The organism is Halomonas sp. MCCC 1A11062 (genome assembly GCF_021404355.1).
GTDB lineage: Bacteria > Pseudomonadota > Gammaproteobacteria > Pseudomonadales > Halomonadaceae > Halomonas > Halomonas aerodenitrificans.
In genome coordinates, this window is record NZ_JABFTW010000005.1 from 140,840 (window position 1) to 158,452 (window position 17,613).

17 protein-coding genes are annotated in these 17,613 nt (G+C 67.4%); 11 read left to right on the top strand and 6 right to left on the bottom strand.

Annotated features, from left to right (window positions below; genetic code table 11):
- Window positions 1-3: 3 nt before the first annotated feature.
- The 3 genes from HOP58_RS07420 to HOP58_RS07430 all read right to left on the bottom strand — a co-directional run bounded on the left by HOP58_RS07420 (window position 4) and on the right by HOP58_RS07430 (window position 3,507).
- Window positions 4-1,398, bottom strand: a complete 1,395-nt coding sequence (locus HOP58_RS07420; protein ID WP_010626899.1) for an FAD/NAD(P)-binding oxidoreductase — start codon at window positions 1,396-1,398, stop codon at window positions 4-6.
- 129 nt (window positions 1,399-1,527) lie between these two features.
- On the bottom strand, window positions 1,528-2,601 hold the full coding sequence (locus HOP58_RS07425) for a tartrate dehydrogenase (protein ID WP_010626900.1): 1,074 nt from the start codon (window positions 2,599-2,601) through the stop codon (window positions 1,528-1,530).
- Window positions 2,602-2,625: 24 nt separating this feature from the next.
- The gene (locus tag HOP58_RS07430) at window positions 2,626-3,507 is read right to left on the bottom strand and encodes an alpha/beta hydrolase (RefSeq protein ID WP_010626901.1); all 882 of its coding nucleotides are present in this window, start codon (window positions 3,505-3,507) and stop codon (window positions 2,626-2,628) included.
- A 104-nt stretch (window positions 3,508-3,611) separates the two neighbouring features.
- Between HOP58_RS07430 and HOP58_RS07435 the strand changes: the two genes are divergently transcribed.
- On the top strand, window positions 3,612-4,586 hold the full coding sequence (locus HOP58_RS07435) for a LysR family transcriptional regulator (protein ID WP_010626902.1): 975 nt from the start codon (window positions 3,612-3,614) through the stop codon (window positions 4,584-4,586).
- Here the strand turns inward: HOP58_RS07435 and HOP58_RS07440 are convergent.
- Window positions 4,543-5,229, bottom strand: coding sequence for a VTT domain-containing protein (locus HOP58_RS07440; RefSeq protein WP_010626903.1), 687 nt, complete (start codon window positions 5,227-5,229; stop codon window positions 4,543-4,545). The two genes, HOP58_RS07435 and HOP58_RS07440, sit on opposite strands and share 44 nt — an antisense overlap.
- A 78-nt stretch (window positions 5,230-5,307) precedes the next feature.
- A complete protein-coding gene (locus HOP58_RS07445) occupies window positions 5,308-6,336 on the bottom strand; it encodes a LacI family DNA-binding transcriptional regulator (protein ID WP_234259975.1) in 1,029 nt (342 codons plus the stop codon).
- 252 nt (window positions 6,337-6,588) lie between these two features.
- Between HOP58_RS07445 and ltnD the strand changes: the two genes are divergently transcribed.
- From ltnD to HOP58_RS07495, 10 genes are all read left to right on the top strand, one after another.
- Window positions 6,589-7,503 (top strand): L-threonate dehydrogenase, encoded by a 915-nt coding sequence (gene ltnD, locus HOP58_RS07450; protein WP_234260040.1) that lies wholly within the window; start codon window positions 6,589-6,591, stop codon window positions 7,501-7,503.
- 2 nt (window positions 7,504-7,505) lie between these two features.
- Window positions 7,506-8,828: a 3-oxo-tetronate kinase gene (gene otnK, locus HOP58_RS07455; RefSeq protein WP_234254520.1), complete on the top strand. Its 1,323-nt coding sequence runs from the start codon at window positions 7,506-7,508 to the stop codon at window positions 8,826-8,828.
- A complete protein-coding gene (otnC, locus tag HOP58_RS07460) occupies window positions 8,825-9,472 on the top strand; it encodes a 3-oxo-tetronate 4-phosphate decarboxylase (RefSeq protein ID WP_234259976.1) in 648 nt (215 codons plus the stop codon). The genes otnK and otnC overlap by 4 nt, the downstream gene beginning before the upstream one ends.
- Before the next feature lie 36 nt (window positions 9,473-9,508).
- Window positions 9,509-10,306 (top strand): 2-oxo-tetronate isomerase, encoded by a 798-nt coding sequence (gene otnI, locus HOP58_RS07465; protein ID WP_234259977.1) that lies wholly within the window; start codon window positions 9,509-9,511, stop codon window positions 10,304-10,306.
- 40 nt (window positions 10,307-10,346) lie between these two features.
- The gene (denD, locus tag HOP58_RS07470) at window positions 10,347-11,312 is read left to right on the top strand and encodes a D-erythronate dehydrogenase (protein WP_234259978.1); all 966 of its coding nucleotides are present in this window, start codon (window positions 10,347-10,349) and stop codon (window positions 11,310-11,312) included.
- A 70-nt stretch (window positions 11,313-11,382) separates the two neighbouring features.
- Window positions 11,383-12,381, top strand: coding sequence for a TRAP transporter substrate-binding protein (locus HOP58_RS07475; RefSeq protein ID WP_234254460.1), 999 nt, complete (start codon window positions 11,383-11,385; stop codon window positions 12,379-12,381).
- Window positions 12,382-12,497: 116 nt separating this feature from the next.
- A complete protein-coding gene (locus HOP58_RS07480) occupies window positions 12,498-13,085 on the top strand; it encodes a TRAP transporter small permease (protein ID WP_234259979.1) in 588 nt (195 codons plus the stop codon).
- Window positions 13,082-14,356 (top strand): TRAP transporter large permease, encoded by a 1,275-nt coding sequence (locus tag HOP58_RS07485; protein ID WP_010626913.1) that lies wholly within the window; start codon window positions 13,082-13,084, stop codon window positions 14,354-14,356. The genes HOP58_RS07480 and HOP58_RS07485 overlap by 4 nt, the downstream gene beginning before the upstream one ends.
- 46 nt (window positions 14,357-14,402) lie before the next feature.
- Window positions 14,403-15,863 (top strand): aldehyde dehydrogenase family protein, encoded by a 1,461-nt coding sequence (locus HOP58_RS07490; RefSeq protein WP_234259980.1) that lies wholly within the window; start codon window positions 14,403-14,405, stop codon window positions 15,861-15,863.
- A 31-nt stretch (window positions 15,864-15,894) separates the two neighbouring features.
- Entirely contained in the window at window positions 15,895-16,776 is an 882-nt protein-coding gene (locus HOP58_RS07495) for an NAD(P)-dependent oxidoreductase (RefSeq protein WP_234259981.1), read from the top strand.
- Window positions 16,777-16,795: 19 nt separating this feature from the next.
- Here HOP58_RS07495 and HOP58_RS07500 read toward each other — a convergent pair whose 3' ends face one another.
- On the bottom strand, window positions 16,796-17,611 hold the full coding sequence (locus HOP58_RS07500) for a M90 family metallopeptidase (RefSeq protein ID WP_234259982.1): 816 nt from the start codon (window positions 17,609-17,611) through the stop codon (window positions 16,796-16,798).
- Between the last annotated feature and the right edge of the window lie 2 nt (window positions 17,612-17,613).

Here is a 17,613-nt window from a genome sequence, read left to right on the forward strand (position 1 = left end):
TCCTCAGGCCTGGCCTTCCAGCACCGCGTAGTAGGCGGGTTGCAGCATGCGATCCTTCATGACCCACGCGACCCAGGATTCATCCTTGGGATCGATGAAGGGGAAGGAGGGCAGGAAGGCGAAGTTGTCGTCGTAGCCGAACTCCACCAGCATCGCCTTGCCGATGCCCGTGATCATTGGGCAGGAGGTGTAGCCGTTGTGGCGGCGCGGCAGCGCCTGACCCTGCAGCTGCGCCAGCAGGTTGGCCTCGACCACCGGGGCCTGGGCCTTGACGCTGGCCGCCGTCTTGTTGATTGGGGCGCCGATCACGTCGCCGATGCCGAACACCTCGGGGTAGCGGTTGTGCTGCAGAGTGTTGATGTCCACGTCCAGCCACTCGCCGCGGAAGGGGCCGTCCTGAGCGATCAGGTCGCTGGCCTTGACGAAGTCCGGCGCGCTCATCGGCGGCACCACGTGAATGAAGTCGTAGTCGGTCACCACCTTGCGCTCGCCCTCGCGGGAGAACTCCGCTTCGCGCAATTCATGGTGCGAGGTGAATTCGCTGTCGGGGCCGACGAAGGTGAATTCCGCCTCGCGTGCCTGCGGGTCGATGGCGGAGAGCCGATAATGGTGGCGACGAGTCACCCCCTGATCGTCGAAGCGCTGTTTGACGAAGTCGTTGATGTAGGGCTGGGTGAAGAGCGCCGCCCCGGGCGCCATGAACTCCACCTGGAAGGCATTGCGCCGCCCGCTCGCCTCGAGGCGGGAGAGGGTGGTGAAGGTCATCTTGAGCGGGGCCCCGGCGCACTTCACCGGGGTCGGGGCCGCGGTGAAGATGCCTTTGCCGCTGCCCTGGGCGATCCAGGTGTCGATGGCATCTCGTGTGCGGACGGCACCTTCGATGCTGGCATAGACGCTGCCGATGCCGTGGCTGCCGACCAGCTCGGGCGACATTCCGTCGATTAGCTGGTAGTTGAGCTGCAGTCCGGTGGCGACAATCAGATAGTCGTAGTCGAGCCATGCGCCGTCTCCCAGCTCGACCCGGCGATTGGCGGCATCGATGCCGGCGGCGGGCTGGCGCACCCAGTCGACGCCATTCGGCACGAATCGGGCGTTCGGCCGCATGGTCTTCTCTGGGCGCCAGACGCCTGAGGCCACCAGGGTCCAGCCCGGCTGATAGTGGTGTATCTCACGGGGCTCGACCAGGCTGATGCGGGCTCCATCCAGACGGCGCGATAACCGATTGGCCATGGCCAAGCCACCGGCACCACCACCGAGGATGACGATGCGGACGTTGGTCGAGAGGGGGCGGGCCTGAAGGCCTGTTGCATAGAGCAGCCCGGCCGTACCGACGCCAGCGCCATATTTCAGGAACTGGCGGCGATCCAGGCATGAAGAGGCGGAATCGTGTCGGGACATGGGAGGCGAGTCTCCTGCGGGATAGGTCTGATGTGATTGTTGTTATATGCTTATAACCTATGTCTTTTCCGCAGGACTCGCCTCTGGATTCTCGCGCTATCTTGATGCAGGTCAATAAAGGAGTTTGTTCTAGCCGGCAACCCGCTCGGCAATGGCCTGGCCCAGTGTCTGGGTGGTGCCCTGGCCGCGAATGTCCGGCGTCAGCACGGCAGGGTTGGCCTCCGTCAGTACCGCCTCGAAGGCGTCGACGATGGCGTCGGCGGCCTCCTTGTGGCCCAGATGCTCGAGCATCATGGCGCCGGACCAGATCTGGCCGATGGGGTTGGCGATGCCCTTGCCGGCGATGTCCGGAGCGCTGCCGTGGACCGGCTCGAACAGGCTGGGGAAGGTGCCCTCGGGGTTGATGTTGGCCGAGGGCGCCACACCGATGGTACCGGTACAGGCCGGGCCCAGGTCGGAGAGGATGTCGCCGAACAGGTTACTGGCCACCACCACGTCGAACCAGTCGGGATGCATGACGAAGTTGGCGGTGAGGATGTCGATGTGGAACTTGTCGACGCTGACCTCGGGATAGTTGTCCGACATGGCCACGACCCGCTCGTCCCACCACGGCATGGTGATGGCGATGCCGTTGGACTTGGTGGCCGAGGTGAGCTTCTTCCGCGGCCGGCTCTGGGCCAGCTCGAAGGCGAACTTGAGCACCCGGTCGGTACCGTGACGGGTCATCACCGTCTCCTGGATCACCACCTCACGCTCGGTGCCCTCGAACATCTTGCCGCCGACGCTGGAGTACTCGCCCTCGGTGTTCTCGCGCACCACGTAGAAGTCGATGTCGCCGGGCTTGCGGTCGGCCAGCGGACTCTTGATCCCTGGCAGCAGCTTGCACGGACGCAGGTTGATGTACTGGTCGAACTGACGGCGGAACTGCAGCAGCGAGCCCCACAGCGAGATGTGATCCGGTACCGTGTCGGGCCAGCCCACCGCGCCGTAGAAGATGGCGTCGAAGTCCTTGAGCTGCTCGAACCAGTCGTCGGGCATCATCTTGCCGTGCTTGGCGTAGTAGTCGCAGCAGGCGAAGTCGAAGTGTTCGAAGGAGAGGTCGATGTCGAAGCGCTTGGCAACGGCTTCGAGCACGCGCAGGCCTTCCGGCATCACTTCGTTGCCGATGCCGTCGCCGGGAATGACAGCGATACGATGGGTCATGGTGGGTTCCTCGGGTGGTGTTGGTCAGGCGTGGGTCATGAAATGGTTGATACGGTCGAGCAGGGCCTCTGGCGCCTCCTCGGGGATGTAATGGCCGCAGGGCAGGGCCTCGCCCTCGACCCGTTCGGCCACGGCGCGCCATTCCGCCAGTGGGTCGAAGCAACGCTCGATGATGCCGTGCTTGCCCCACAGCACGCTGACCGGGCAGGCGATACGGCGTCCCGCTTCACGGTCGGCGCGGTCGTGTTCCAGGTCGATGGCGTTCGAGGCGCGATAGTCCTCGCACAGGGCATGGGCGGCGCCGGGCTGGGCCAGGCAGCGCTGGTACTCGGCGATGGCTGCCGGATCGAAGGCGTCGAGGCTGGCATGCCGCCCGCCCATGGTGCGGATGATGTAGTCGTTGGGTGAAGCCTCGATCAGGGTTTCCGGCAGCGGCGAGGGCTGGATCAGAAAGAACCAGTGGAAGTAGGCGGTGGCGAAGGTACGGTCGGTTTGCTCGTACATGGCAAGCGTGGGGGCAATATCGAGCAGCATCAGCTTTTCCACCCTGTCCGGGTGATCCATGACCAGGCGGTGGGCGACGCGTCCACCGCGGTCGTGGCCGCACAGCAAGAAGCGTTCGAAGCCCAGCTCACGCATCACCGCGACCTGATCCTCGGCCATGGCGCGCTTGCTGTAGTTGGCGTGATCCGGCTCGCCGGGTGGCTTGGACGAATCGCCATAGCCACGCAGGTCGGTGGCCACCACCGTGAAGCGGCTTGCCAGCGGTTCGGCCAGACGGTGCCAGATCACATGACTCTGGGGGTGACCGTGGAGCAGCAGCAGCGGTGGTCCCGAGCCGCCGATGCGGCCATGGATGTTGATGTCGCCGCAGGCGATGTCGAACGTGCGGAATCCCTCGAACATGAGTGCTTCCTCCGAATCTTTGGCTATCCCCAGTCTAGCCCTTGGCTTGGTGAGAATAATCAGGCTATATGGAAATGTATTGTTGACTGAAAGTGGAGAGTCGTATGGCTCAGCTCGACGACCTGGTTTTCTTCCGCCAGCTGGCCCTGGCGGGTAGCCTGACGGCCACGGCGCGGGAGCTGGGTCTCTCGCTGTCGGCGGTGAGCAAGCGCCTCAAGCAGCTCGAGGCGCGCCTGGGCGTCGAGCTGGCCAGCCGCACCACGCGGCGCCTGACGCTGACGGCGGAAGGGGAGCGCTATCTCACCCGTGGCTCGGCGATCCTCGAAGAGCTCTCCGAGCTGGAAGAGGCCCTCGGCGAACAGCAGGCGGCACTCTCGGGGCCGCTCAAGGTGAACGCCACCTTCGGCTTCGGCCGCCGCCACGTGGCGCCGCTGCTGTCGGCGTTCTGTACCCTCAATCCCGGCGTCGAGGGCGTGCTCGAGCTCACCAACTATCCGTTGAGCCTCGGCGAGCAGGGCTTCGACGTCGGCATTCGCGTCGGTGAGCCGCCCGATTCGCGCCTGGTGGCGCGGCGCATCCTGGCCAACCGGCGGGTGCTATGTGCCGCCCCCGGCTACATGGCGCGCATGGCAGCGCTGACGACCCCGGCGGAACTTGCCGCACACCCCTGTCTGATCCTGCGCGAGAACGACAGCGACTACGCCGTGTGGCGCTTTCAGCATCGCGACGACCCGCTGCGCGAGCAGGCGGTCAAGATAGCGGGCCCCCTGGCCAGCAACGACGGCGAAGTGATCGTGCAGATGGCGCTCGATGGCCACGGTGTGGCGCTGCGCTCCTGGTGGGACGTGCATGAGCACCTGGCCAGCGGCAAGCTGGTCGAGCTGCTGCCGCAGTGGCGGGGCATCTCGGCCGACTTCCATGCCGTCTATCAGCAGCGCCGTCACGTGCCGGCACGCCTGCGTGCCTTCGTGGCGTTTCTCGAGGAGCGGATGCCTGAGCGGGTGCCGCCTATGCCCGGCGCCGGACAACCGGGGGTCAGGCGCGGCGGCGGCGCTGTCGCGCATCCGCATAGCGCTTGAGTCCGTAAAGCAGCGCCAGGGCGAGAACGATGCCGGCGGCCGCCCAAGCCAGCTCGCGGCGGTCCTCGGCGGTCAGCAGGGTGCCGAGCTGGCTGCTGAGCAGGATGATGCCGGCCAGCCCCGGCGTGGCGCCAATGAAGGTGCCGAGCATGTAATCGCGAAAGCGGATGTGGAAAGCGCCGGCCAGCAGATTGGTGAGGGTGAAGGGGGCCAGGGGCAGCAGGTTGAGCACGGTCATGGTGCGTATCCCGTGCCCGGCCAGATAACGCGACATGCTGATCAGGCGCGTGCCGCCATAGTACAGCAGGGCATCGCGCCCGAGCCTGCGGCCCAGCCAGTAGGTCGCTATCGAGCCGACCAGTGTGCCGATCAGCGAATAGAAAAATCCCCACCACGGGCCGAACATCAGGCCCGCCAGCACCACCAGCACGCTCAGCGGGAACAGGGTCAGCGAGGCGGCGAGAAAGGCCGCCACCACCACCACGCCGGCCCAGGGCGCATCGCGCCAGGCCAGCGAGCCTTGTAGCAGGGTGAAGAGGGTGTTGGCGTCGAACAGGTCGTGCGCGGCCAGCCAGCCCCAGAGGAAGCCCAGCAGGGCGAGTGTCACCAGAGCGGCGAGAACGAGAAGCACCTTGCGGGACATGCGGGCTGCCTGCACGGAAACGTGGCTTCAGCATAGGCTGCCCCTACTGCATTGACCAAGTGGCGACGCGGTGTGGTCTCAGGTGCTATCTCCCACCAGCAGCTCGAAGCCCACGTCGTGCTGTCGGCGTACTACGCGCTGGCCCTCGAGGCGGCGAATCACCGCCGTGGCGGCGAGTTCGCCCATGGCCTGGCGCGGGGAGCGAATGGTAGTCAGGCGCGGGGTGATGTGCTGGCCGATGGGCAGCCCGTTGAAGCCGGCGATAGCAATTCTTTGCGGCACCGTGAGGCCCAGGCGCTGGGCGTGGAGCAGGGCGCCGGTGGCCAGGTCGTCGTTGGCGAAGTGGATCGCCCCGATGCCGGGGTGCTCGGCGAGCGCCCGCTCCAGCCCGGTAGCACCGGCGTCGAGCCCGCCCCGTTCGAGTTCGAGCAGCGGTGCGGCGAGGCCGGCCTGCTCGAATACTTCACGATGGCCTTCGTAGCGCATCCCGGCGCGATAGTCGCCGGCCAGCCGTGCGCCGATGAAGAGCGCCTGGCGATGGCCCCGCTCGAGCAGGTGTCGCGCCATGCAGCGGCCGGCTTCGGTATGGTCCAGCCCCACGTTGAGATCCAGCGCCTCGCCCAGTTCCATGACCTCCATGATCGGCTTGTCGCAGTTGGCGAGCAGGGTGCGGCAGGCCTCGTTATGGCGCAGCCCCGCGGTGATCAGCGCCGAGCAGGACCAGCCGAGGAAGGTGCGAATCAGCTGGTACTCCCGCTCCAGGTCGTACTCGGTATTGCCCAGCAGGATCTGGTAGCCCTGAGCCTCGAAAGTTTCCTGCAGCCCCTGGATTACTTCGATGAACACGCTGTTGGCCAGCGAAGGCACGATGACGGCAATGAAGCGTGAGCGGGCCGATGCCAGGCTGCCGGCCACCAGATTGGGTACGTAGCCCAGGCGCTCCACGGCCTCGAGGACCCGCGCACGGGTGAGTTCGTTGACCTGATCGGGGCGATTCAGTGCGCGCGACGCGGTGATGGCCGAGACGCCGGCGGCGTCGGCTACCTGCTTGAGTGTGGGCTGCTCGGTGCTGCGTCGTCGACGCGAGTTGTGCGCATCGTTAGACAATGGTCGTATCCTCCTGGCCGCCCCTTGCTGCGAGTCGGTGAATCTACTACAACGATGTTAGCGCTAACATGATAGCGCTAACATAACGAAATCAGCCAGCGCTAAAACGCCACCGGAAGCAACGGACTTCGAGCCGGTAGACGGGTAGAGCGAGTCGCTGGAATGGGTAGAACGGACAGAACGCCTAGAACGAATACAACGAATAGCACCAATGCGAACAGACGAACGGGGAGAGCGGCGGTGAGCGACGGTATGACTCCAAGAGTGGGCGTCATCGGCCTGGGTGCCATGGGCCTGGGTACGGCAACGGCGCTGCACGAGCGTGGCCTGACGGTGGTCGGCTGCGACGTGACCGCAGCGGCCTGCCGCGCCTTCGAGGAGGCCGGCGGACGCTGCGTGGCGACGCCTGCCGAGCTTGCCGCGCAGTGCGACGTGGTGCTGGTCGTGGTGGTCAATGCCGCCCAAGTCGAGCAGGTGCTGTTCGGCGAGAACGGACTCGCCCATGCGCTGGCGCCTGGCGCGCTGGTGATCCAGTGTGCCACCGTGGCGCCGAGCCTGGCCGAGGGGCTGGGCGCCCGGCTGGCCGAGCGCGGCCTGCTGATGCTCGACGCGCCGATCAGCGGCGGGGCGGCCAAGGCGCGGGCTGGTCGGCTCTCGGTGATGGCATCCGGTAGCGCCGAGGCCTTCGACAAGGCCGGGCCGGTACTCGATGCCATGGCCGAGGTCGTGCATCGCCTGGGCGCTTCGCCGGGCATCGGCTCCAGCATGAAGCTGGTCAACCAGCTGCTGGCCGGCGTGCATATCGCCGCCGCGGCCGAAGCGGTGGCACTGGGCGTCCGCATGGGGCTGGAGCCGCGCCGCGTGTATGAGGTGATCAGCCAATCCGCCGGTAACTCCTGGATGTTCGAAAACCGCGTACCGCACATTCTCGAGGGCGATTATACCCCGCTCTCGGCGGTGGACATCTTCGTCAAGGATCTCAACATCGTTCACGAGACCGGCCGCGAGCTGGCCATGCCCACTCCCATTGCCGCCAGCGCACTGCAGCAGTTCACCGCCGCCAAGGGCGCCGGTTTCGGCCGCGAGGACGACTCGGCGGTGATCAAGGTCTACCAGCGCCTCTCGGGCATTGCCCTGCCCGAGGCGGCCAACGACGAGGGAGCTTGAGCATGGCGATCGTGCTGGGCGCCATTGCCGACGACTTCACCGGGGCCACCGACCTGGCCAACAACCTGGTGCGTGGCGGCATGCGCTGCGTGCAGCTGATCGGCGTGCCCGAGCGCCCCCTGGCCGAGCTGGTCGAGGACGCAAAGCGGATCGATGCGGTGGTGGTGGCGCTGAAGTCGCGCTCCTGCCCGGCCGACGAGGCCATACGCGATTCGCTGGCGGCGCTGGAGTGGCTGCGCGGCGAGGGCGCCCGCCAGCTCTTCTTCAAGTACTGCTCCACCTTCGACTCCACCGAGGCCGGCAACATCGGCCCGGTCGGCGAGGCGCTGCTGGAACGCCTCGACGCGCAGCTGAGCGTCATGGTGCCGGCCTTTCCGGCCAACGGTCGCACCGTCTATCAGGGCCATCTGTTCGTCGGCGACCGGCTGCTCAACGAAAGCGGCATGCAGCACCACCCGCTCAACCCGATGCACGACGCCGATCTGGTCCGCGTGCTGGCGCGCCAGAGCCGGCACCCCGTAGGGCTGCTGCCGTGGCCGACGCTGGCTCAGGGCGCCGAGGCCGCCCGGGCACGGCTCGACGAACTGGCCGGGCAGGGCGTACGCCAGGCGATCTGCGACACTCTCGACGAGCGCGACCTGGCCGTGTTGGCCGAGGCGACGGCCGACCTGCCGCTGGTCACCGGCGGCTCGGGGCTGGGGCAGACGCTGCCCGCCGCGTACCGCCGGCGCGGCTGGCTGGGCGAGATCGCGGCGGCGGGGGCGTTGCTGCCGGCGTCGGGCAGTGCTCTGGTGCTGTCGGGTAGCTGCTCGCGGGCCACCCTGGCCCAGGTCGACGCCTTTCTCACGCGCTTTCCCGGCTTTGCTCTCGATCCGGCCTCATTGGCCGAAGGGCCCGACCATCTGGAGCGGGCGCTGGCCTTCGCTCGCCGACACCTGGCCGGTGGCCGCCCGGTGCTGATCTACGCCTCGGCTGATGCCGAGCGGGTGCGCCGGGTGCAGCAGATGCTGGGACGCGAACGGGCCGGCGAACTGGTGGAGAAGGCGCTGGGCGAACTCGCCCGACGGCTGGTCGACGAGGGCGTGGGACGCCTGGTGGTGGCGGGCGGCGAGAGCTCCGGTGCCGTGGTGTCGGCGCTGGGCGTCTGTGCCCTGCGCATCGGCGAGCAGATCGACCCCGGCGTGCCCTGGACCCAGGCCATGCTGGCCGGTCGCCAGGCGCCGCTGTCGCTGGCGCTGAAGTCGGGCAACTTCGGCGGGGAGGATTTCTTCCTGCGCGCCTTCGAGGTGCTGCCAACCGTCGGCGACAGCGGAGGTGTGACATGAGCACGGCCGATTGCCATCGCCTGCGCGAGCAGATCGCCACGCTCGGCAAGTCGCTGTTCGATCGCGGCCTGACCATGGGCTCGAGCGGCAACATCAGCGTACGCCTGGAAGACGGCGGCTGGCTGATGACGCCGACCAACGCCTGCCTGGGCCGGCTCGATCCGGCAAGGATCTCGCGCCTCGACCGCGACGGCTGCCTGCTCGACGGCGACGCCCCGACCAAGGAGCACTTCCTGCACATGGCGATGTACGCCGAGCGCCCCCGTGCCGGTGCCATCGTGCATCTGCACTCGACCCATTCGGTGGCGGTCTCCTGCCTGCCCGACGTCGACCCCTGCGACTGCATCCCGCCGCTCACCGCTTACTACGTGATGCGGGTGGGGCGCCTGCCCCTGGTGCCCTATCACGTGCCGGGAGACCCGGCGCTGGGAGATGCCGTGCGCGGCCTGGCCGGCAAGCACAGCGCTGTGCTGCTGGCCAACCATGGCCCGGTGGTGGCGGGCAAGAACCTGGAGGCGGCGGTCTACGCCACCGAGGAGCTGGAGGAGACCGCCAAGCTCTACCTGCTGCTGCGCGGCCATAATCCGCGCGGACTGACGCCCGAGCAGGTTGCCGAACTGGAGGCCCGTTTTCCCCGTGACTGATGCCGCCCCACGACCCAAGAACACGAGACGCGAAACATGATTCGACTGGCCGCCAATCTCAGCATGCTGTTCACCGAGCACGACTTCCTCGACCGCTTCCAGGCGGCTGCGGCGGCGGGCTTTCGCGGCGTGGAGTACCTGTTCCCCTATGCCTACACTCCCGAGGAGCTGGCTGGTGCGCTGCGCGAAGCCGGCGTCGAGCAGGTGCTGTTCAACATGCCGCCGGGGAACTGGGAGGCCGGCGAGCGCGGTCTGGCCAGTCTGCCCGGGCGTGAGGCGGAATTTCGCGACGGCGTGGTCGAGGCGTTGCGCTACGCCGAAGCCCTCGACTGCCCCCGCGTGCACGCCATGGCCGGGCTGCTGCCGGTCGGCGCCGATGCTGAGACGCGGGCGCGCCACCATGCTACCTACGTGAGCAACCTGCGCTTCGCCGCCGCCGAGGCGGCCAAGGTGGGGCGCCAGGTGCTGATCGAGCCGATCAACACCCGCGACATGCCGGGCTACTTCCTCTCGCGCCAGGCCCAGGCCATGGCGGTGCTCGAGCAGGTCGGGGCCAACGGCAGCCTGCGTCTGCAGTTCGATCTCTATCACTGCCAGGTCATGGAGGGCGATCTGATCCGTCATCTGGAACGGCAGTTCACCGCCATTGCACATATCCAGATCGCCGGCGTACCGGAGCGCCACGAACCGGACGTCGGCGAGGTGCACTATCCCGCCCTCTTCGAGCGGCTGGAGCGGCTCGGCTACCAGGGTTGGATCGGCTGCGAGTACCGGCCCACGGCGGGCACCCGGCAAGGATTGGGCTGGGGGCGTGACTACGGGCTCATGGTCTGAGCGCAACGGCAAACACAACGACAACGACAGGATGCCAGACATGCACATCGTCATTACCGGCGGCGCCGGTTTCCTCGGCCAGCGTCTTGCTACTCGGCTGCTGGCACGCGGCGAGCTGAGAGGTGAGGCCATTCAGCGTCTGACGCTGGTCGATCAGGTCGAGCCACCGTGCCCGCCCAGCGACACGGCAGACGTCGCAGGGTTGGCGCTGGATATCACCGAGCCCGGTGCGCTGGACGCAGTGCTCGATGCGCGTCCGCAGGTCGTGTATCACCTGGCCGCGGTGGTTAGCAGCGCCGCCGAGGCCGACCTGGATCTCGGCATGGAGGTCAACTTCGATGCCACCCGGGCACTGCTGGAGGGCTGCCGCGAGCGGGGGCTGGCCAATACCCGTCTGATCATGGCGAGCTCGGTTGCCGCCTACGGCGGCGAGCTGCCCGCGGTGCTCGACGACATGACCGCGCTGCAGCCGCAGAACTCCTACGGCACCCAGAAGGCGATGTGCGAGCTGCTGATCAACGACTACAGCCGACGCGGCCTGATCGATGGCTGCGTGCTGCGTCTGCCGACCATCATCGTGCGTCCGGGACGACCCAACGCCGCCGCCTCGAGCTTCGCCTCCAGCATCCTGCGCGAGCCGCTCAACGGTGAGGAGGCCGTCTGTCCCGTGGCCACCTCCCTGGAGCTGTTCGTGATGTCGCCAGCCAAGGTGATCGAGGCGCTGATTCATGGCGCCGAGGTGTCGGGTGAGGCGCTGGCACCGTTTCGCGCCTTCATGCTGCCGGGCATCACGGTCAGCGTGGCCGAGATGCTCGACTCCCTGCGTCAGGTCGCGGGTGAGGAGGCGCTGGCGCGGGTGCGCCACGAGCCCGATCCGCGTATCGAGGCGATCGTCGCCAGTTGGCCGGCACGCTTCGAGACCCGCCGGGCGCGGGAGCTGGGCTTCGCCGGCGACCGCAGCCTGCACGATATCGTCACGGCGTTCATCGAGGAGCGCAGCCGATAGCGAGCACATAGCCGCGGCCGACAGGCCGCCGACAACCACCGAGGTGTTTCACGACGAAGAGGTCACAACAATGAAAACGCAGTTCGTACGCCACGCCCTCACCGCCGCCATCGGCGGCATCACTGCCGCCGCTCTGGTCGCCAATGCCCAGGCCGCCCAGGAGGTCAGCCTGGGTCACACCCTCTCTTCCACCTCCCACTATGCGGTGGGTGCCCAGGCCTTCAAGGAGACCCTGGAAGAACTCAGCGGCGGCGCCTTCACGGTCACCGAATACGCCTCCGGCGCGCTGGGCGGCGAGCGCGAGATGATCGAGGGCCTGCAGATCGGCACCGTGGACGTGGTCATCACCTCCACCGGCCCGCTCGGCAACTTCGTGCCGGAGACCTACGTGCTCGACCTGCCGTTCCTGTTCGAGAGCTATGATCAGGCCCGCTGCGTGCTCGACAGCGAGCTCGGCGGCGAGCTGCTGGAGAAGATGGGGCAGCACGACCTGGTCGGCCTGGCCTGGTCGGAGAACGGCTTCCGTCACCTCACCAACAGCCGCCGCGAAGTGACCAGCCCCAGCGATGCCGAAGGGCTGCGGGTGCGCACCATGGAGAACGAGGTGCACCAGGAGGCCTTCCGCCAGATGGGTGCACGGCCCACTCCGATGGCCTTCCCGGAGCTCTTCACGGCGCTGCAGCAGGGTGTGGTGGATGGCCAGGAGAATCCCATCACGGTGATCGTCGCCACCAACTTCTGGGAAGTGCAGGACCATCTCTCGCTCACCGGGCACGTCTATTCCCCCGCCGCCGTGCTGGGCTCGCCGCTGTTGCTCGACGGGCTCAGCGACGAGGAGCGCGAGTGGTTCCACGAAGCCGCCCGTGCCTCGGCCGAAGCGACTCGCGGCGAGGTGTCGCGGCTCGAGGAGGAGGGCGTGGCCCTGCTGCGCGACAACGGTATGACGGTCAACACCGAGATCGACATCGGCCCCTTCCAGCAGGCGGTCGAGCCGGCCTACGAGATCTTCACCCGCCAGCACGGCAGCGAGATGCTGGAGAGGATCCAGGAGAAGGCGGCCAGCTGCTGAGAAGAGCGTGAATGCCCGTGCGGCGTCACCGCGTCGCGCGGGCACTTCTCTACGCTGAGTTACCCAACTGCGCTCCCGGTGTATAGCGGGAGCGCGTCGGCAGGAATCGTGAGCCCATGGTGGATCTCTTTCTTCGTTTCGAACGTCAGCTGACGCGCCTGGCCATGGTCGTCGCCGTCGTCATGCTGGTGGTGTCGGTGTCGTTCAGCTTCTATCAGGTGCTGACCCGCTTCGTTTTCAATGCGCCCTCCACCTGGACCGAGGTGGCGGCGCGCACGGCGATGATCTGGTGCGTGTTCATGGCCGCCGCCGCGACCTTCCGTGGCGGCTACATGATGGCCGTGGAGGCGATCTACAAGTTGGTGCCGCAGCGTCTGCTGCTGGTGCTCGAAATCGCTATCGTGCTGTGCTGCCTGCTGGTGCTGGCGGTGCTGGTCCACTACGGCATTCTCATGACCCGGCGCGTTGCCAACCAGACCATGTCGGGCATGAACATCTCCATGGCCTACGCCTACGCCGCCATTCCCATCGGCGCCGGTTTCGCCATCGTCTCGGTCGTTGCCCGGCTGCTGGCCCAGTTGACTGGCCGCGAGGCTGTGGGCCCCGACCTGGACGAAGCCTCACCCGAGGTGGAAATGCACGACCTGCGCCGTACCATGCCCGAGACCGCCGAGGACGTCGAACGCAGAGGGCCGCGCTCATGAACCTGGTCATCGGTCTGTCATTGATCATCCTGTTCGCCTTCGGCGTGCCGATCGCCGTGTCGATCATGCTGGCCTCGATCATCGGTATCGAGTTCTTCACCCGGCTGCCACTGCTGCTGGTGCCGCAGCAGATGTTCATCGGCATCGACAAGTTCCCGCTGATGGCGATCCCGTTCTTCATTCTCGCCGGCAATCTGATGGCGGCCGGCGGCATCTCCCAGCGCCTGGTGGACCTGGCTAAATCCATCGTCGGCGGCGTGCAGGGCGGGCTGGCGATGACCTGCGTGCTGACCTGCATGATGTTCGCCGCGGTGTCCGGCTCCAGCGTGGCGACCACCTTCGCCATCGGCGCCATCCTGATTCCGGCCATGGTGCGCCATGGCTACCCCAAGCCGCTGGCGGCTTCGATCCAGGCCTCGTCGGCGGAGCTCGGGGTGCTGATCCCGCCGTCGATCCCGCTGATCCTGTTCGGCGTAAGCACCGACACCTCCATCGGTCAGCTGTTCCTGGCCGGGGTAGGGCCGGGCCTGCTCATTGGTACTGCCTTGATCCTGTTCCTCTATTTGTTCTGCAAGGTGCGCGGCTTCGGCCTGGAGGACCACAAGGACAGCACCAGCTTCGTGATCTCGTTCAAGCGCGCCTGGGCGGCGCTGCTGATGCCGGTGGTGGTGATCGGCGGGATCTACGGCGGCGTATTCACTCCCACAGAGGCTTCGGCGGTGGCAGTGTTCTACGCCCTGCTGGTGGGCGGGCTCTACTATCGCGAGCTCAAGGTGGCCGATCTGTGGCCGATCCTGCGCCAGAGCGTGATTTCCACCGCCGCGGTGATGCTGATCATTGCCGCGGCCTCGCTGTTCAGCTTCCTGATCAGCCGGACGGGCCTGCCGGGCCATATCGCCGGTTGGGTGACCGGCGTGTTCGACAGCCCCATGACTTTCCTGCTGGCGGTCAACGTGCTGCTGCTGATCGTCGGCATGTTCATAGAGACTTCCGCCGCCATCCTGGTGCTGGCGCCGATCCTGACGCCGATCGCCATCCAGTTCGGCGTTCACCCGGTGCATTTCGGTCTGATCATGGTGGTCAACCTGGCGCTGGGCATGATCACCCCGCCGCTGGGCGTGAACCTGTTCGCCGCCTGTGCGGTGGCCAAGATCTCCATCGATCAGATGCTGCCCTGGCTGGTGCGCTTCGTGCTGGTGGTGCTGGCCTGCCTGATAGCGATCACCTACATGCCGTGGATCTCGCTGGGTCTGGTGAGACTGGTCTACTGAGGAACGATCTCAAGGACAAAGACAACGACAACGACAAGGAGGATGTATGACCGTGCTACCCGTGATTCCGCCCCGACACGCCCTGATCGGCGGCGAATGGGTGCCGACCCAGGCGCTGCTCGACGTGGAGGCCCCCTCCAGCGGCCAGACCATCGCCCAGATCGCCCGCTGCCAGGCCGAAGAGGTGATGGTGGCCGTCGACGCTGCGCGTCGCGCCTTCAGCGGCAGCCTGGGCGAGTGGGCGCGCTGGAGTGCGAAGCGGCGCGGCGAGTGGCTGCTGCAGTTCGCCGACGCCATCGATGCCGACCACGCCAACCTGGCGGCACTGGAGTGCGCCGACACCGGCAAGCCGATGGCCCAGGCCGAGGCCGATATTCGCGCCTGCGCACGCTACTTCCGCTTCTACGGCGGCGGAGCCGACAAGCTGCACGGCGAGACGATACCGTTCGACGAAGGCTTTGCCGTGCTCACCCTGCGCGAGCCCTATGGTGTGTGCGCTCAGATCATCCCCTGGAACTATCCGGCGCAGATCTTCGGACGCTGCGTGGCGGCGGCGCTGGCCACCGGCAACAGCGTGGTGCTCAAGCCCGCCGAAGACGCCTGCCTGAGCGTGTTGCGCCTGGCCGAGCTGGCCTGCGAGGCGGGCCTGCCGCCCGGCGTGCTCAACGTGGTGCCGGGACTGGGGCGTGAGGCGGGTGCGGCGCTGGCCTCGCACCCGGCCATCGATCATCTCTCCTTCACCGGCTCGCCCGTCACGGGCACTCAGGTGGCTCAGGCCGCCGCGGCGCACCATGTGCCGGTGACCCTGGAGCTGGGTGGCAAGTCGCCGCAGATCGTCTTCGCCGATGCCGACATGCCGCAAGTGCTGGACACGGTGGTGCGCGCCATCATCCAGAATGCCGGCCAGACCTGCTCGGCCGGCAGCCGCCTGCTGCTGGAGGCGAGCTGTGCCGAGGCGGTGCTGGGCGAGCTAGTCGAGCGCTTCGCGGCGCTGCGCTGCGATGCCGGCGAAGCCAACGCCGACTGCGGCCCCTTGATCAACGCCCGCCAGAAGGCCGGCCTGGAGGCACGCCTGGAAGCCGCCCAGGCCGATGGCGTGCGGGTGGCGGCGAAGGGTGAGCTGGCCGCCGGAGCCCCCGTGGGCGGCCATTTCGTGGTGCCCCATCTACTCACCGACATCCCCGCCGGCCATGCCGTGCTGCGTGAGGAACTGTTCGGCCCGGTGCTGGCGGTGCAGCTCTTTCGCGACGAGGCCGAGGCACTGCGCCTGGCCAATGCTACCGACTTCGGCCTCTGTGCCGGTGTGTGGACCCGCGACGGCGGCCGTCAGCTGCGCCTGGCCAAGGGCATCCGCAGCGGTCAGGTGTTCATCAACAACTACGGCGCGGGTGGCGGCATCGAGCTGCCGTTCGGCGGTGTGGGACGCTCCGGACACGGCCGCGAGAAGGGCTTCGAAGGGCTGCGCAGCTACACCCGGCTGAAGACCGTGGCGATCCGGCATGGTTGAGACGAACGATTCACAGCGAGAGGAGAGAGACATGAAGGCATCACGCCGGGTCGGCCTGGTCGGGGTCGGTCTGATGGGGCACGGCATTGCCGCCAACATTCTGCGCGGTGGCCATGCGCTCTGCTTTCTGGATCATCCGGGCAACCAGCCGGTGGAAGACCTGCTCGGCGCCGGTGCGGTGGCCAAGGGCAGCGGACGCGAGGTGGCCGAGGCCGCCGAGGTGGTGATCCTGTGCGTGACCGGCTCGCCTCAGGTGGAGGCGGTGCTGTTCGAACCGGGCGGGGTGCTCGAAGGGCTGGCGCCCGGCACGCTGGTGATCGACTGCTCCACGGCGCTGCCGAGTTCCACCGAACGAGTCGCTGCTCGCGTAACGGCGGCGGGCGGTCGCTTCATGGACGCCGCCATGACCCGTACGCCCAAGGAAGCCGAGGAGGGGCGACTGAACCTGATCGTCGGCGCGCCCGAGGCGCTGTTCACCGAGGTGCGCCCGCTGCTCGAATGCTTCGCCGAGAACATCGCCCACGCCGGGCCGGTGGGGGCGGGGCATACCCTGAAGCTCTTGCACAACTTCGTCTCGCTGGGCTTCACCGCGGTGCTGGCCGAAGCCGCGGCGGCGTCGCGTCGGGCCGGCATCGACGATGCGGCGCTGCTCGACGTGCTGGGCAAGGGCGGCGGCGGTGGGGTGGTGCTGGAGCGGCTGCGCCCCTACATCGAAGCTGGCGATCCATCCGGATTCCGCTTCAGCGTGGCCAACGCGCTCAAGGACATCGGCTACTACCGCACCATGACCGAGGATCTCGCCGCCGAGGGCGGGGTGGCCGAAGCGGTGCTGGCGCTCTATCGCCAGGCCAGCGACGCCGGCCATGCGGACAAGCCGGTGCCGGAGCTGGTCGGGTTGCTAGAACGTGGCTGAGGCAGTTTTGCGGCAGAGTCTAGGCTTCCTCGAGCTCGAGCGGGGGAAGGCGAGTTAGCGGGTCCTGACGGAAGTAGCGGGTGAGCAGGTCGTACAGCTCGGGGTAGGCACCGCTGAGCACGTCCGGGGCGGAGAAGAAGGCCTCGCAGCACACCGCGAAGCACTCGCCGGGGTGGGTGGCGGCGTAGTCGTCGATGGGCGGCTCTTCGCCGCGTTCCAGGTGCGCCTGCAGGTCGTCCCACACCGCGGTGAAGACGCGATGCCACTCCTTGGGATCCATGTCCCGGGGCAGCGGCGGAAAACCGTCGACGTCGAGCGAATTGCCCATGTCGAGCTTGTGGGCGAGTTCGTGGATCACCACGTTGAAGCCGCTGAAGTCGCCGCTCTCCATCAGGTCGGGGAAGGCCACCACCACCGGCCCCTGGGCCGAGGTCTCACCGGCGCGCTCGTCCTCGTAGGCGTGCATCACGCCGAATTCGTCCATCTCCTCCACCTGGCGGTGGAAGGCGTCCGGCAGGATAAGGATCTCGTGGAAGCCGCTGAACGCCTCGTCGTGGTCGTCGTCCGACCAGCCCAGGGTCAGCAGGCAAGCCTGGGCCGCGAGAGCCAGCTGGGCGGGCTCGTCGAAGGTGGTGTGGGCGGCCAGGTCGGGGTGCATGCTGGTGCGCTTGGTGTGCAGGAAGTGCCAGGCGCGCCGGCCCAGGCGCTCGGCCTCCTCGTCGCCGAGAAAGGTCAGCAGCGGCAGGCGCGAGCGGGCCTCGGCCCAGGCTTCCGCGGGAAACGGATGGCGGGCCTCGAAGCGTTCGGCCCGCCAGCGGCGCAGGTGGCGAAACATGG